The organism is Bacillus sp. ok061 (assembly GCF_900108285.1).
Taxonomy (GTDB): Bacteria; Bacillota; Bacilli; order Bacillales; family Bacillaceae_G; genus Bacillus_A; species Bacillus_A thuringiensis_S.
This window is the reverse complement of the sequence record NZ_FNUW01000051.1, coordinates 1-16151: the sequence shown is the minus strand read 5'-3', so window position 1 is coordinate 16151 and position 16151 is coordinate 1. Positions and strand designations below refer to the sequence as shown.

The following is a 16151-nucleotide window of genomic DNA, read 5'->3' as shown; positions in this document are numbered from 1 at the left end:
TTATATCATCGCGGGGTGGAGCAGTACGGTAGCTCGTCGGGCTCATAACCCGAAGGTCGCAGGTTCAAATCCTGTCCCCGCAACCAAATGGTCCCGTGGTGTAGTGGTTAACATGCCTGCCTGTCACGCAGGAGATCGCCGGTTCGACCCCGGTCGGGACCGCCATTTTATATAAAGAAAAGAACGAAACAAATTGTTTCGTATTTTTTTATTTGTTTTAACAAAAAACTAATAAAGACAGTCAAACTATCCTTAGGACAACTCCTAAGGACTTTTTTATATATTCAAAACCTGTATAATAAAGAGCAGAGAACATTGTGAGTAAAGTAGGTGAAGTCTGTGAGCAAATATGAAGTAACAACAAAATCTTCTGAGGAAACACAAAGGTTATCAGAAAAACTAGGTGAACTCGTAGAGGCACAAGATGTAATTATTTTAGAAGGAGATCTTGGAGCTGGTAAGACGACTTTTACAAAGGGACTAGCAAAAGGTCTTGGAGTGAAAAGAGTTGTAAATAGTCCTACCTTTAATATTATTAAAGAATATAAAGGAAGATTACCGCTATATCATATGGACGTGTATCGCTTAGCAGAAAGCGAAGAGGACTTAGGCTTTGATGAGTATTTCTACGGTGAAGGAATTACGGTAGTGGAATGGGCTCATTTAATAGAAGCATATTTACCGAATGAAAAGTTACAAATTAGTTTATTCCATGCGGGAGATGACACAAGAAAAATTATACTCGAGCCAATTGGAGATCGCTATATTAGATTATGTGAGGAGCTATTACAAGATGAAAGTACTAGCAATTGATACTTCAAATTACGTAATGGGTGTATCCCTTATTGAGGAAGGAAACGTGATTGGGGAAATTATTACAAATTTGACGAAAAACCATTCTGTACGTCTTATGCCAGCTGTAGAGCAACTGTTAAAAGAATGTGGTGTAAAACCGAAGGAATTAACTAAAATCGTAGTAGCTGCTGGACCTGGATCATATACAGGTGTTCGCATAGGCGTGACAGCGGCAAAAACATTAGCTTGGTCACTTCAAATACCAATTGTAGGTGTATCAAGTTTAGAGGTAGTAGCTGCAAACGGTGCTAACTTTAATGGGTTAATTTGTCCTTTATTTGATGGAAGACGTGGGCAAATTTATACTGGATTATATACATATGAAGGAGAGCAGTTAACTTCAATAGAAGAAGACCGAATTATTCTTATTGTGGACTGGTTGCAAATGTTAAAAGATAAAGGACAGCCTGTTTTATTTATCGGTAATGATGTTAAATTGCATAAAGAAATAATTATAGAACATTTAGGTGATCAAGCTGTATTCGCTCCGTTTACTAAAAATAATCCAAGACCAAGTGAGCTAGCATTCTTAGGGTTACAAAAAGAAGAACAAGATGTGCATACGTTTGTTCCGAGCTATCTTCGTTTAGCTGAAGCTGAAACAAAGTGGTTAGAAAGTCAAAACAAGTAGGGGCCTTGCAGAAGATGGATATGATATTTAGAAAGATGGAACTTGATGATATTGCTCAAATTGTAGCTATTGAAGAAGTGTCTTTTTCAACTCCTTGGACTGCAGATGCCTTTCACCGTGAATTAACGATGAATGAACATGCACATTATATTGTGTTAGAAAAAGATGGTCGTGTAATCGGATATTGTGGATTGTGGATAATTATTGATGAATCACATATAACAAATATAGCTATTTTGCCAGAATACCGAGGTCAAAAATTAGGAGATGCCTTATTGAAAGCAGTTATTTCAGAAGCGAAAGAACTAGGGGTAAAAACAATGACGCTTGAAGTACGTGTATCAAATGAAGTAGCAAAGCAGTTATACAAAAAATACGGATTTCAAAATGGTGGAATTCGTAAACGATACTATGCAGACAATCAGGAAGATGGTCTTGTAATGTGGGTGAATATATAATGGGAAAAAATACGATTATACTTGGGATTGAAACGAGCTGTGATGAAACAGCGGTAGCGGTTGTTAAAAATGGAACGGAAATTATTGCGAATGTCGTGGCATCACAAATTGAAAGTCATAAACGTTTTGGCGGCGTTGTACCAGAGATTGCATCCCGTCATCATGTAGAAGAAATTACAGTTGTGTTAGAAGAAGCTTTAAAAGAAGCAAACATCACATTTGATGATATTGATGCAATTGCTGTAACAGAAGGGCCTGGTTTAGTAGGAGCACTTTTAATTGGGGTAAATGCAGCGAAGGCAGTAGCTTTTGCACATGATATTCCGTTAGTCGGTGTTCATCATATTGCTGGCCATATTTATGCGAACCGTTTAGTAAAAGAAGTTCAATTCCCGCTATTATCACTTGTTGTATCTGGTGGGCATACAGAACTTGTTTATATGAAAGAACATGGTTCATTTGAAGTAATTGGTGAAACGCGAGATGATGCAGCTGGAGAAGCATATGATAAAGTAGCTCGTACGTTATCTATGCCATATCCAGGTGGTCCTCATATTGATCGTCTTGCACATGAAGGAGAACCAACAATTGATTTGCCTCGTGCATGGCTAGAACCGAATTCATATGATTTTAGCTTTAGTGGATTGAAATCAGCAGTTATCAACACTGTGCATAACGCGAAACAACGTGGTATAGAAATTAAACCAGAAGATTTAGCGGCAAGTTTCCAAGAAAGTGTAATAGATGTACTTGTAACGAAAGCAGCTCGTGCAGCAGAGGCTTATAATGTAAAGCAATTACTTCTTGCTGGTGGAGTAGCTGCTAATAAAGGACTTCGTGCGCGATTAGAAGAAGAATTTGCACAAAAAGAAAACATTGAACTAATTATTCCACCGCTATCTTTATGCACAGATAATGCAGCAATGATTGCAGCGGCAGGGACAATTGCGTATGAACAAGGCAAGCGTGCAACATTAGCCTTAAATGCGAATCCAGGATTAGATATTGAAGCATAGTTATGCACATAATTAACCACAGCTTGTGGATAAAACCCATGTTATCTGTTGATAATGTGGGTTTTATTGTGTATATAAAGTGTTGGTAACTTTTTCGTCGGCTGTGGATAATGTGGAAAAGTTGGTTTAATAGTTATTTTATAAAGGTGGATATGTGTATAAACTTGTGGATAAACTAGATGAAGTCTGACCTTTGAGTGTATTGTTTTTCGGGAAATAAAAAGCAAGAAGATATCCCCGAAAAACATTTTTTAATATCCCTCCATTATAGAGGGTGCTGATATTGTCAATCCTTGTCGGTAAATCGATATTTCGTGTCGAATCGTTTATGTATATAGGGTTACGATAGATGTATTTGAAAAATCGTTGATATATTCCCAGTTACCATTGATATATCCAAAAAATTATTTATGTACTTAAAGAAAAAAGATGTCGCATAGTCAAAAATCATGACTGATGAGACATCTTCCTTATTTAAATACTCTTATACATGCAGCTCTTCCCACTCTGCCATACAAGTTTCAAGCTGTTCTTGTAGCGTTTGCTTTTTAGTTGTAATTTCACTAGCTTTTTCATAATCTGCATATATTTCTGGTAAGCAAAGTTGATCTTCTAACGTAGCAATTTCTTCTTCTAAGTTTACGATATTTTGTTCTAGCTCTTCAATTTTTCGAGTGCGTTGACGTTCTAATTGTTTACGCTCTTTTTCTTCGAGATAATTTAATTTTTCTTGAGCTACAGTTTTTTGAACAGGTGCCTGATTTTCTTGCTGTTCTTGTTGTTCAAATGCTGCACGTTCAATCATTTCATTTTTCTTCTCCACATAGTAATCGTAATCCCCTAAATATTCCTGTGCGCCTTCTGTTGATAACTCAACCACAGTCGTTGTTACACGGTTAATAAAGTAGCGGTCATGTGAGACAAATAGAAGAGTCCCTGGATAATCAATTAAAGCATTCTCTAAAATCTCTTTACTATTTAAATCAAGGTGGTTCGTAGGCTCATCTAGAATTAATAAATTTGACTTTTGCATCATAAGTTTCGCAAGAGCTAATCGAGCTTTTTGTCCGCCACTAAGGGAAGATACTGGTTTCAGTACATCATCTCCTGTGAATAAAAAATTCCCGAGTATAGTACGGATTTCTTTTTCAGGTTGCAGTGGATATTCATCCCATAGTTCATTTAAAACCCGTTTAGAAGATGTTAAGTTTGCTTGTTCTTGATCATAATAACCAACAGATACATTTGATCCGAAAGAAACATTACCATTTAATAGTGGTAACTTATTCACAATAGATTTTAATAATGTGGATTTCCCAATTCCGTTTGGACCAACTAAAGCAACACTATCTCCGCGAGTTAAGCGCATAGTTACGTGTTCAATTATAGGGTCCTCCTCATAGCCGATGGTCGCATCTTTTACTTGTAAAACATCATTTCCACTTTGTTTTTCAATATCAAAGTGGAATGATGCTGACTTAGAATCCCCTAATGGTCTCGTTAATAATTCCATTCTGTCTAGTTGTTTACGGCGACTTTGAGCACGTTTCGTTGTAGAAGCGCGAGCTATATTCTTTTGAACGAAGTCCTCAAGTTTTGCGATTTCATCTTGTTGTTTTTCGTAACGTTTCATTTCTTGATCATATAATGCTGATTTTAAGTCTAAATATTTACTGTAGTTACCAACAAATCGTCTGCTTTCTTTATTCGAAATTTCATATACTTGTGTAACGAGTTTGTCTAAGAAATAACGGTCATGGGAAACGATTAATATTGCGCCAGGATAACCTTGTAAATATTGCTCAAGCCATGTTAATGTTTCGATGTCTAAATGGTTTGTAGGCTCGTCTAAAATAAGTAAGTCTGGTTTTGTTAATAATAATTTTCCGAGAGCTAATCTTGTTTTTTGCCCGCCACTTAAAGTAGAGATCGTCGTCTGGTGTGTTTCAACTGGGAAGCCAAGGCCGCTTAAAATGGAGCGAATATCCGCTTCATATTGATATCCACCTTGATCTTTATAATTGAGTTGCAATTGGTCATAATCAGCTAACAATCTTTCATATGTAGCTTCGTTTGAAAAGTTTTCTTCTTTTCCCATTTCTTGCTCAAGCCTTCGAAGTTTTGTCTCCATTTGCTGTAAGTGGGTAAAGACGGTTAGTATTTCATCCCAAATTGTTAAAGACGTTTCTAGGCCGGTATTTTGAGCTAAATACCCGATTGAGACATCTTTCGGTTTTATAATTTCGCCACCATCATGTGATAACTCACCAGCGATAATTTTTAATAATGTAGATTTTCCAGCTCCATTCCTTCCAACTAATGCGATACGATCTTTTGTTTGTACTTCCAATTTTATGTTTGCAAGAATTGTTTCTGCACCGTATAATTTCGAAAGTCCATTTACTTGTAATAAAATCAATGTTTTCACCTCAAATAATTTCTTAACTTTGCCATGTTTATATTTCTCAATCATACTAAAAATAGTGTATAGTTTAAAATAAAGAGAGAATACTTCTTCTCTTTATTATACAAGGAATTTAATGAGTGCTAAACTTCTGTATTTGATTAAAGTATATGAATAAAGATAGGAAGAGAGGAGAGGTCATATGGATCAGCAAAAGATTCCACAAGCCACTGCTAAAAGATTGCCTCTATACTATCGATTTATCCAAAACTTATCTCTTTCTGGTAAGCAGCGTGTTTCATCGGCCGAATTGAGTGAAGCGGTAAAAGTAGATTCCGCAACAATACGAAGAGATTTTTCGTATTTTGGAGCGTTAGGGAAAAAGGGATATGGATATAACGTAAATTATTTATTATCATTTTTCCGCGAAACACTTGATCAAGATGATATAACGCGTGTAGCACTTATTGGAGTAGGTAATTTAGGGACCGCTTTCTTACATTATAATTTCACGAAAAACAATAATACAAAAATTGAAATGGCATTTGATGTTAGTGAAGAGAAAGTTGGAACAGAAATCGGGGGCATTCCTGTATATCATTTAGATGAATTAGAAGAGAGATTATCAAATGATATACAAGTGGCAATATTAACAGTACCGGCTACAGTAGCGCAAGCTGTAGCAGATAGGTTAGCTGAAACGAGCGTGCACGGTATTTTGAATTTTACACCAGCACGATTAAACGTATCAGAGAATATTAGAATTCATCATATTGATTTAGCTGTAGAGTTACAAACATTAGTTTACTTTTTGAAGAACTATCCACAATAAAACGCAGAGGAAGCGACCTCTGCGTTTTATTATTGTTTCTTCTTTGTGAATTTAACTAATATAAGGCGAAGTGCCAAATTAAAATCAATTGTTGCCATAACTGCAAATAGTATTGTCCACACATTCCAGATTGTATCTGTCACGTTCGTAATGGCGAAGCGTGTAAAGATACATCCAAGAAGGAAGTATAATGCAGCCATGAACAATGGTGAGTTTCTCATACAAAAAATCCTCCGATAAATCCTTGCATTTTTTCAGCTTCTTTAATCATTTCTTGAATTTGCTCATTGCTCATAAAAATTTGCCCAATAGCGACTAATGTATTCATCGCAACATGAGCTGCAATAGGAACGATAATGCGCTTCGATTTTACATATAAAAAGGCGAATACGAGCCCCATAGAAGTGTATACCAATAAGTGAGTAAAATCAAAATGAATTGCTGCGAATACAAGCGAACTAATGATAGCTGCAACGAAGAAATTAAACCTCTTATAAAGCGTGCCGAATAGAATTTTTCTAAATACGATTTCTTCTAAGATAGGTCCAATTATAGATACAACAATAAGGAACCAAGGTATCGTTCTTGCGATGTCCATTAGTCTGTCTGTATTCTCAGATCCACGTGGAACCCCTAATACATACATTTCAATCATACCTGCAATGGATTGTGAGATGATTGCTAAGAAGAATCCGATGAAAACCCATCCAATTGTAGCTGGAACAGAAGAGCGCGTTGCATCTAAATGCCTGTCACGAATATCTGTTCTAAGTAACCAAAGTACGATACATAATGCAACAAAGAAGCTAATAATTGCCCAGTGTCCCGTTATGATTTGTCCTTTTTCCTCAATGGTAAACCCTCTATTATCATAGAGTCCTGTTTTTAGGAGAAGTGGTAATCCAACAACGCCAGATAACTGCATTAAAATGTATGTAACGATAACCCACCAATATTGTTTTTTCAAATGGTTTAACCATCCTTTCTAACTATAGTGTATGAGATAAGTTAGGATAACATGTAAATATGCTACCTACGATATAAACCTCACTTAAATTATGTTTTTTTCGTAAATCCTTATTTGAAATTATAATAGAAGACAGGAGAAAGTTGTGTGTATAGCGAAAACAACTTAGGGTGTCCTTTCATATTGTAACATACGAGCAGTGGAAACAATGCTTCATATAGTAAAGGCGGTATTCTATATAGAAAGTTTATATAGTAATTTGCGAAAAAATTATGATTTTTTTACTTGCAAAAGAAATTGAGATTATTTATTATTATAAGTGTGTTAGCACTCGGGTGACTTGAGTGCTAATAAATAAAATTTACATAACAAAATGAGGAGGTTATTGTTCATGCTAAAGCCATTAGGTGATCGCGTTGTAATTGAGCTTGTTCAAGCAGAAGAAAAAACAGCAAGTGGTATTGTATTACCAGATACTGCAAAAGAAAAACCACAAGAGGGTAAAGTTGTTGCAGTAGGTACTGGTCGAGTGCTTGAGAATGGTGAGCGTGTTGCTTTAGAGGTAGCAGCAGGTGATCTTATCATCTTCTCAAAATATGCAGGTACTGAAGTGAAATATGAAGGTACAGACTACTTGATTTTACGTGAAAGTGACATTTTAGCAGTTATCGGTTAATTATATAAATCTTAAAAAATCCAAGGGGGTCAATTATTATGGCAAAAGATATTAAATTTAGTGAAGAAGCACGTCGTTCGATGCTTCGCGGTGTCGACACTCTTGCAAACGCAGTAAAAGTAACGCTTGGACCAAAAGGTCGTAACGTTGTACTTGAGAAAAAATTTGGTTCACCACTTATTACAAATGATGGTGTAACAATCGCAAAAGAAATCGAATTAGAAGATGCATTCGAAAACATGGGTGCGAAATTAGTAGCAGAAGTTGCTAGCAAAACAAACGATGTAGCTGGTGACGGAACAACAACTGCAACTGTATTAGCGCAAGCTATGATTCGTGAAGGTCTTAAAAACGTAACAGCTGGTGCTAACCCAATGGGTCTTCGTAAAGGTATCGAAAAAGCTGTTACTGCTGCAATTGAAGAATTAAAAACGATTTCTAAACCAATCGAAGGCAAATCTTCTATCGCACAAGTAGCTGCTATTTCTGCAGCTGACGAAGAAGTAGGTCAATTAATCGCTGAAGCAATGGAGCGCGTTGGTAACGACGGCGTTATTACTTTAGAAGAGTCTAAAGGATTCACAACAGAATTAGACGTAGTAGAAGGTATGCAATTTGATCGTGGATATGCATCTCCTTACATGATTACTGATTCTGACAAAATGGAAGCAGTTCTTGATAACCCATACATCTTAATTACTGACAAAAAGATTTCTAACATCCAAGAAATCTTACCAGTATTAGAGCAAGTGGTACAACAAGGTAAACCACTTCTTATCATTGCTGAAGATGTAGAAGGCGAAGCTTTAGCTACATTAGTAGTGAACAAACTTCGTGGTACATTCAATGTAGTAGCTGTTAAAGCTCCTGGATTTGGTGACCGTCGTAAAGCAATGCTAGAAGATATCGCAATCTTAACTGGTGGCGAAGTAATCACTGAAGAATTAGGTCGTGACTTAAAATCTGCTACAGTTGAATCTTTAGGACGTGCTGGTAAAGTTGTTGTTACAAAAGAAAACACAACTGTAGTTGAAGGTATTGGAAATACAGAGCAAATCGCAGCTCGCATTGGTCAAATTCGTGCGCAATTAGAAGAAACAACTTCTGAATTCGATCGTGAAAAATTACAAGAGCGTCTTGCGAAACTTGCAGGTGGCGTAGCAGTAATTAAAGTCGGTGCAGCAACTGAAACTGAGTTAAAAGAGCGCAAACTTCGCATTGAAGATGCACTTAACTCAACTCGTGCAGCAGTAGAAGAAGGTATCGTTGCAGGTGGTGGTACTTCACTTATGAACGTATACACGAAAGTAGCTTCTATTGTAGCTGAAGGCGACGAAGCAACAGGTATCAACATTGTACTTCGTGCACTAGAAGAGCCAGTTCGTCAAATCGCAATCAACGCTGGTCTAGAAGGATCTGTAGTTGTAGAGCGTCTAAAAGGCGAAAAAGTAGGTGTTGGTTTCAATGCAGCTACTGGCGAGTGGGTTAACATGCTTGAGTCTGGTATCGTAGATCCAGCTAAAGTAACTCGTTCTGCACTTCAAAACGCAGCATCTGTTGCAGCTATGTTCTTAACAACTGAAGCTGTAGTAGCTGACAAGCCAGAACCAAATGCACCAGCAATGCCTGACATGGGCGGCATGGGCATGGGCGGTATGGGCGGAATGATGTAATTCCGTTTGCCCTAAAAAAACATCCATTTCTATATAGAAATGGATGTTTTTTTATGTTTTTTAGAAAAGGAAATGAATTTCTGTAGAATTTTGTCGCTTTCTCTCTTGACCATATAGATACTTCATTGTTAGAATCTAGGAAGATAATATAAAACGATCCTTCATATATCCTCAATGATATGGTTTGAGAGTCTCTACCGGGTTACCGTAAACAACCTGACTATGAAGGCAGTGTGTCTTATATTTATAAAGAGCGGAGACTATCTTTCTTTATAAAGCCAGACCCCTGCCTTTTCTTTGTTATGAGACTAGAGGCGGAGGACTGGCTTTTTTTATTATATTAGTAATGCTTTTCGCCAAATTGGTGAAAATATTTATATACGAGAACTAACGTTGGGGTGATTATTTTGAAGAAGCAACACGATACAATTATCGTTTTAGATTTTGGAAGTCAATACAATCAGTTAATAGCACGTCGAATTCGTGAGTTCGGTGTATACAGTGAACTTCATCCACATACAATTACTGCAGAAGAAATTAAAGCAATGAATCCAAAAGGGATTATTTTCTCTGGTGGACCAAATAGCGTATACGGTGAAGGTGCATTACATTGTGATGAAAAAATCTTCGAACTAGGTTTACCGATCTTCGGTATCTGTTACGGTATGCAGCTTATGACACAACACTTCGGTGGTAAAGTAGAGCGTGCCAACCACCGTGAGTACGGAAAAGCTGTTCTTAAAGTAGAGAACGAATCAAAATTATATGCGAACCTTCCAGAAGAGCAAGTTGTATGGATGAGCCATGGCGACTTAGTAACTGGTTTACCTGAAGGATTCGTAGTAGACGCAACAAGTGAGTCTTGCCCAATTGCTGGTATGAGCAATGAAGCGAAAAACTTATACGGTGTACAATTCCACCCAGAAGTACGTCACTCTGAGCACGGTAACGATTTAATTAAAAACTTCGTATTCGGCGTATGTGGTTGTTCTGAAGGATGGAACATGGAGAACTTTATCGAAGTAGAATTAGAAAAGATTCGTGAAACTGTTGGAGACAAAAAAGTACTATGTGCACTTAGTGGCGGCGTAGACTCTTCTGTTGTAGCAGTATTAATTCATAAAGCAATCGGTGATCAGTTAACATGTATTTTCGTTGACCACGGCTTACTTCGTAAAGGTGAAGCAGAAGGCGTTATGAAAACATTTAGCGAAGGCTTCCATATGAACGTTATTAAAGTGGATGCACAAGAACGTTTCATGAACAAGTTAAAAGGTGTAGAAGATCCAGAACAAAAACGTAAAATCATCGGTAACGAATTCATTTACGTATTTGATGATGAAGCATCTAAATTAAAAGGTATGGACTTCCTAGCACAAGGTACACTTTACACAGACATCGTTGAAAGTGGTACAGCAACTGCACAAACAATTAAATCTCACCATAACGTTGGTGGACTTCCAGAAGACATGCAGTTCAAATTAATTGAGCCTTTAAATACGTTATTTAAAGATGAAGTACGTGTATTAGGATCTGAACTAGGAATTCCTGATGAAATCGTATGGCGTCAACCATTCCCAGGTCCTGGTCTTGGTATTCGTGTATTAGGTGAAATCACAGAAGAGAAATTAGAAATCGTTCGTGAATCTGATGCGATTTTACGTGAAGAAATTATTAAAGCGGGCTTAGACCGTGAAATTTGGCAATACTTCACTGCGCTTCCTGGCATGCGTAGCGTAGGTGTTATGGGTGACGAGCGTACTTACGATTACACAGTAGGTATCCGTGCAGTAACATCTATCGACGGTATGACAGCTGACTGGGCACGTATCCCTTGGGACGTACTAGAGAAAATCTCTGTACGTATCGTAAACGAAGTAAAACACGTTAACCGTATCGTGTATGATGTAACGAGTAAGCCACCAGCAACTATTGAGTGGGAATAGTATTGTAATAAAAAAGATCCATCTATCATTCGTGAATAGATGGATCTTTTTGTTTTTGCCATTAATACGAACGAAATTATAAAAGTTTATAAAAATGTTCGTTTTTAAATTGACAAAAGTGCCTATGCGAGTTAATATGAGTATGTAATTCAAACGAAAAGTGAATATTATGCCGTCGTATAATATCGGGGATATGGCCCGAAAGTTTCTACCTAGCTACCGTAAATGGCTTGACTACGAGGCGTTTGTATAAAGATGAGGGGAAACTTGTCTTTGTTTATAGAACGCTTCCATGTATATATGCAATGGAAGCCTTTTTTATTTCTCGGGATAAAAGAGGGCTAGGAGAAATACGGCGAGTAATCATATAACGGGGGAAACGTAAGATGAAACGCTATTTTCAGTTTGATGAGCTCGGTACGAATTATAAGACTGAGTTCATAGCAGGGTTAACGACATTTCTATCTATGGCTTACGTACTGTTTGTCAATCCTGCTACGCTGTCGCTTGGAAATATTAAAGGGTTACCAGCAGGTACAGGGATGGATCCAGGTGCAGTATTCGTTGCTACGGCATTAGCGGCAGCGATTGGTTCGTTAATTATGGGTATTTTTGCGAAGTATCCAATTGCTTTAGCGCCAGGTATGGGAATTAACGCGTTCTTTGCTTATACAGCAGTGTTAACGATGGGTATTCCTTGGCAAACAGCAATTGCTGGAACATTAATGTCAGGTATTATCTTTATTATTCTTACAGCTTCAGGTATTCGTGAAAAAATTATTAATGCAATTCCATCAGAGTTAAAGTTTGCAGTAGCGGCAGGTATTGGATTATTCATTGCTTTCCTTGGATTCCAAAATGCCGGGATTATTGTGAAAAATGATGCTGTTCTTGTTGGGTTGGGGGACTTAACAAAGGGCACAACGTTACTAGCAATCTTCGGGGTTGTTACGACAATCATCTTCATGATTAAGAAAGTTAATGGTGCAGTATTTTACGGTATGATTCTTACAGCGATCTTAGGAGTGGCAACAGGATTAATTGATACTCCGAAAGCTGTAGTGGGAGCAATACCGAGTCTAGAACCAACGTTCGGTGCTGCGTTAACGCACTTCGGAGATATTTTCACTGTTCAAATGGGAATTGTTATTATAACGTTCTTCTTTATCGATTTCTTTGATACAGCAGGTACGCTTGTAGCGGTTGCAAATCAAGCAGGATTAATGAAGAACAATAAATTACCACGTGCAGGAAAAGCGTTATTTGCAGATGCGATTGCGACTGTAATTGGTGCGATCTTAGGTACATCAACAACAACGTCTTACATTGAATCGTCTGCAGGGGTAGCAGCAGGAGGACGTTCTGGATTTACAGCAGTTGTAACAGCAGGATTCTTCTTACTGGCATTATTCTTCTCGCCATTACTAAGTGTTGTAACGCCAGCTGTAACGGCACCAGCTTTAATTATTGTAGGAATCTTGATGGTTTCTTCCTTAGGGGAAATTGATTGGAAGAAATTCGAGATTGCAGTGCCAGCATTCTTTACAATTATCTCTATGCCACTTACGTATAGTATCGCAACTGGGATTGCGATTGGATTTATCTTCTATCCAATTACAATGGTTGTGAGTGGTCGTCGTAAAGAGGTTCATCCGATTATGTATGTTATGGGAGTTTTATTTGTACTATATTTCATCTACGTTCGTAAATAAAGTGAAACTTTAATCAGAGTGGGGGAAACCCCACCCTGATTATTAGTTGAACCAATCGGGCTTTTACGGGCAGTTGATCTGCCGCGTAACATCGTTGATTTGGGCAGTTTTTTGAAGTGGGAGTCTTACTGTCCGTTAATGCGGGATAAAAGGGGTTTTTTAAAAGGTCTAGACTTAAGGGGAGTCTAGACCTTTTTTGCGTCTTCAGAAAATCTTAAGGATTTCCGAGCGTTTTTCTTCAGAAGTTTTCCTATAATAGAAGTTAGGGATTAAAAAAGTGATGGGGGAGATATTGTGGCACACGAAACAATACTTGTCGTAGATGATGAAAAAGAAATTCGAAATTTAATTACAATCTATTTAAAGAATGAAGGATATAAAGTATTGCAAGCAGGAGACGGGGAAGAAGGATTGCGTTTACTAGAAGAAAATGAAGTACATCTAGTCGTATTAGATATTATGATGCCGAAAGTGGATGGTATTCATATGTGTATGAAAGTAAGGGAAGCGAAAGAGATGCCTATTATTATGCTTTCTGCCAAAACGCAAGATATGGATAAGATTTTAGGATTAACAACAGGAGCAGATGATTACGTAACGAAGCCCTTTAATCCATTAGAGTTAATTGCACGAATTAAATCTCAGTTACGCCGTTATATGAAAATGAATGGTTTCGCTGTCCAAAATGAGGACGAGTTAGAAATTGGGGAGATGAAAATCAACATCTCGACCCATAAAGTTATTGTAGAGGGAGAAGAAGTGAAACTAACTCCGAGGGAATTTTCAATTTTAGAATTGCTAACTAGAAATCCAGGTATGGTGTTTAGTGCGGAGCAAATTTATGAAAAGGTGTGGAACGAACGATCTTTCCAGTCTGATAATACTGTAATGGTGCATATTCGAAAAGTGCGTGAAAAGATTGAGGAGAATCCAAGGAAACCTAGATATATAAAAACGGTATGGGGAGTGGGGTATAAGATTGAAAAAGATATTTAATCCGTTTACTTATGTTCGGAAAATTCGAGAATTAATTGGAAAGATAATAAAGAGCGTGAAACGGAGTATAAGGATTCAACTTATTACGGCGTTTACTGCTTGTGCGTTATTAGGTCTCTTTGTATCAACGAAGATAGTAGCACCTATTTTTGAAGATGCTAGCCAGCATGCTGAGATTAATTACAGAGATGGTATGGAGCAAATTAATCGTAAAGCTCAAAGTACAGCGGAAATGATGGTTGTTGAAAATAAATTAGATGCTGTACAAAACATGATAGAGCTAGAAAATGAGAATTTAGAGCAAGGGCATGATGCCTTTAAAATATTAGTTACTGACGAAAATGGTAAAGTTTTGTATAAAACGAAGCAAGCGCAAGAAGAACAAATTAATTTGCATAATACAATTCGTAATGCGACTTCATTTGCTATCAATTATTCAAATAATAATGATATTGAAAGATCAAGAAAAGAGTTCATTACATTCTCGCCTATTACAATTGAAGGTAAGAACTTATATATGTTTGTAAGCGGGATTCCTCAAGGGGAGGTAGTGTACTATAAAGTAGAAGGACCATTCCCGTTTTTAATGGGTGTTCTTGTATTCATTTTCTCTTTCTTCTATATAACAAAGAGAAAGATGAAGCAGATTGAAGCAATGGCACAAGGTGTAAAGGAAATAGAAAGAGGTAACTTAGCGTACCGCATTGAGAAAAAAGGTGAAGATGAGATTGCGTCTTTAACTGAGAATATTAATAATATGGCGGAAGAGCTTATGAATAATATAGAAAAGGAACGTAAATTAGAAAAGCAGAAAAATGAGCTTATCACAAATGTATCTCATGATTTGCGTACACCACTTACTTCTATTATGGGTTACTTACGATTACTTCGAGATTCTAAATATGAAAATAAAGAACAACATGATGAGTATACAAGAATTGCTTTTGTAAAGTCGGAGCAGTTAAAGAATTTAATAGAAGATTTATTTGAGTATACGAAGTTAACAAATGAACAAGTTGTATTAGAAAAACAAGAAGTATGTGTAAATGAGTTGCTTGAGCAATTAATAGAAGAGCTAGTACCGCAGGCGGAAGAACATGGACTTACGTTTGTTAAGAAGTTTCCTGAGGAACGTGCTTATGCATCGATTGATTCGGAAAAGATGGTTCGTGTATTTGATAATTTACTAATGAATGCGATTAAGTACAGTAAAGATGATGGAGAGATAAAAGTTTCTCTTCAAAGGCAGCGTAGGGATATACAAATTGTAATTGCGAATCATAGTGAAGAGTTTACGAGAGATGAGTTAGCGAATTTGTTTGAACGTTTCTATAAGAAGGATCAATCTCGAAGTAGAGTAACGGAAGGGTCGGGACTTGGTTTAGCGATTGCGAAAAGTATTGTTGAGTTACAAGGTGGTAGTATTCGAGCGGAATATAGGGATGGTATTATTAAATTTATCGTCTCTTTACCAATTATAGAAAAATAATAAATGAATAGAATGATATGTGATAAAAAGGCTTATTTTAAAAGAAATAAGCCTTTTTATATTTTTTATAAAAACATATTGACGATTAGAGATTAGAGGTGTAATATAGAACAAGTCGCCGATGACATTAACATCGCAAGCGACAAATGAAATAAAAAACTTAGTTGACATTGAAAGATGAAAATGTTAACATAAGGAAGTCGCAAATGAGCGACCAAGTAGTTCTTTGAAAACTGAACGAAACAAACAACGTGAAACGTCAATTTTTATTTTTAGATGCTAGACAAACTAACTTTATTGGAGAGTTTGATCCTGGCTCAGGATGAACGCTGGCGGCGTGCCTAATACATGCAAGTCGAGCGAATGGATTGAGAGCTTGCTCTCAAGAAGTTAGCGGCGGACGGGTGAGTAACACGTGGGTAACCTGCCCATAAGACTGGGATAACTCCGGGAAACCGGGGCTAATACCGGATAACATTTTGAACTGCATGGTTCG

At 37.1% G+C, this 16151-nt stretch carries 14 protein-coding genes, 2 tRNA genes, 1 rRNA gene and 2 riboswitches; of the genes, 14 read left to right on the top strand and 3 right to left on the bottom strand.

Going from position 1 to position 16151, the window contains the following annotated elements:
- Positions 1–9: 9 nt before the first annotated feature.
- The 6 genes from C4S65_RS32435 (at position 10) to tsaD (ending at position 2960) form a co-directional block, all read left to right on the top strand.
- Positions 10–86 (top strand) — tRNA-Met (locus C4S65_RS32435).
- A 3-nt stretch (positions 87–89) separates the two neighbouring features.
- Positions 90–165 (top strand) — tRNA-Asp (locus C4S65_RS32430).
- A 174-nt stretch (positions 166–339) separates the two neighbouring features.
- Positions 340–813 (top strand): tRNA (adenosine(37)-N6)-threonylcarbamoyltransferase complex ATPase subunit type 1 TsaE, encoded by a 474-nt coding sequence (tsaE, locus tag C4S65_RS32425; RefSeq protein WP_000049642.1) that lies wholly within the window; start codon positions 340–342, stop codon positions 811–813.
- A complete protein-coding gene (gene tsaB, locus C4S65_RS32420; protein WP_000865770.1) occupies positions 794–1486 on the top strand; it encodes a tRNA (adenosine(37)-N6)-threonylcarbamoyltransferase complex dimerization subunit type 1 TsaB in 693 nt (230 codons plus the stop codon). Before tsaE ends, tsaB begins: the two co-directional genes overlap by 20 nt.
- Positions 1487–1500: 14 nt before the next feature.
- Positions 1501–1944, top strand: a complete 444-nt coding sequence (rimI, locus tag C4S65_RS32415; RefSeq protein WP_000367207.1) for a ribosomal protein S18-alanine N-acetyltransferase — start codon at positions 1501–1503, stop codon at positions 1942–1944.
- On the top strand, positions 1944–2960 hold the full coding sequence (gene tsaD / locus C4S65_RS32410; protein ID WP_086406025.1) for a tRNA (adenosine(37)-N6)-threonylcarbamoyltransferase complex transferase subunit TsaD: 1017 nt from the start codon (positions 1944–1946) through the stop codon (positions 2958–2960). The genes rimI and tsaD overlap by 1 nt, the downstream gene beginning before the upstream one ends.
- A gap of 484 nt (positions 2961–3444) precedes the next feature.
- Here the strand turns inward: tsaD and C4S65_RS32405 are convergent, their stop codons facing one another.
- On the bottom strand, positions 3445–5379 hold the full coding sequence (locus tag C4S65_RS32405) for an ABC-F family ATP-binding cassette domain-containing protein (protein ID WP_219814125.1): 1935 nt from the start codon (positions 5377–5379) through the stop codon (positions 3445–3447).
- Positions 5380–5566: 187 nt separating this feature from the next.
- On the opposite strand from C4S65_RS32405, the gene C4S65_RS32400 reads away from it, so the two are divergent.
- Entirely contained in the window at positions 5567–6196 is a 630-nt protein-coding gene (locus tag C4S65_RS32400) for a redox-sensing transcriptional repressor Rex (protein ID WP_000372699.1), read from the top strand.
- Between the two features lie 29 nt (positions 6197–6225).
- Here the strand turns inward: C4S65_RS32400 and C4S65_RS32395 are convergent, their stop codons facing one another.
- Together C4S65_RS32395 and C4S65_RS32390 are read right to left on the bottom strand one after the other, a co-directional pair.
- Complete coding sequence (locus tag C4S65_RS32395) at positions 6226–6417, bottom strand: YdiK family protein (protein WP_001246204.1); 192 nt, start codon at positions 6415–6417, stop codon at positions 6226–6228.
- Positions 6414–7163, bottom strand: coding sequence for a CPBP family intramembrane glutamic endopeptidase (locus C4S65_RS32390; protein ID WP_061667828.1), 750 nt, complete (start codon positions 7161–7163; stop codon positions 6414–6416). The genes C4S65_RS32395 and C4S65_RS32390 overlap by 4 nt, the downstream gene beginning before the upstream one ends.
- Before the next feature lie 391 nt (positions 7164–7554).
- Here C4S65_RS32390 and groES point away from each other — a divergent pair, with 391 nt between their 5' ends.
- The 7 genes from groES to C4S65_RS32350 form a co-directional block, all read left to right on the top strand.
- Entirely contained in the window at positions 7555–7839 is a 285-nt protein-coding gene (groES, locus tag C4S65_RS32385) for a co-chaperone GroES (RefSeq protein WP_000917311.1), read from the top strand.
- Between the two features lie 38 nt (positions 7840–7877).
- Positions 7878–9512 (top strand): chaperonin GroEL, encoded by a 1635-nt coding sequence (groL, locus tag C4S65_RS32380; protein ID WP_001029992.1) that lies wholly within the window; start codon positions 7878–7880, stop codon positions 9510–9512.
- Between the two features lie 141 nt (positions 9513–9653).
- Positions 9654–9755, top strand: a riboswitch (purine riboswitch).
- A 161-nt stretch (positions 9756–9916) separates the two neighbouring features.
- Complete coding sequence (gene guaA, locus C4S65_RS32375) at positions 9917–11458, top strand: glutamine-hydrolyzing GMP synthase (RefSeq protein ID WP_176281111.1); 1542 nt, start codon at positions 9917–9919, stop codon at positions 11456–11458.
- A 155-nt stretch (positions 11459–11613) separates the two neighbouring features.
- Positions 11614–11715, top strand: a riboswitch (purine riboswitch).
- Positions 11716–11844: 129 nt separating this feature from the next.
- A complete protein-coding gene (locus tag C4S65_RS32370) occupies positions 11845–13170 on the top strand; it encodes an NCS2 family permease (RefSeq protein ID WP_000833074.1) in 1326 nt (441 codons plus the stop codon).
- A 294-nt stretch (positions 13171–13464) separates the two neighbouring features.
- Positions 13465–14166 (top strand): response regulator transcription factor, encoded by a 702-nt coding sequence (locus C4S65_RS32365; protein WP_000929886.1) that lies wholly within the window; start codon positions 13465–13467, stop codon positions 14164–14166.
- The gene (locus C4S65_RS32360) at positions 14150–15655 is read left to right on the top strand and encodes a HAMP domain-containing sensor histidine kinase (protein WP_086406023.1); all 1506 of its coding nucleotides are present in this window, start codon (positions 14150–14152) and stop codon (positions 15653–15655) included. The genes C4S65_RS32365 and C4S65_RS32360 overlap by 17 nt, the downstream gene beginning before the upstream one ends.
- A gap of 294 nt (positions 15656–15949) precedes the next feature.
- A 16S ribosomal RNA gene (locus C4S65_RS32350) occupies positions 15950–16151 on the top strand; the annotation flags it as partial.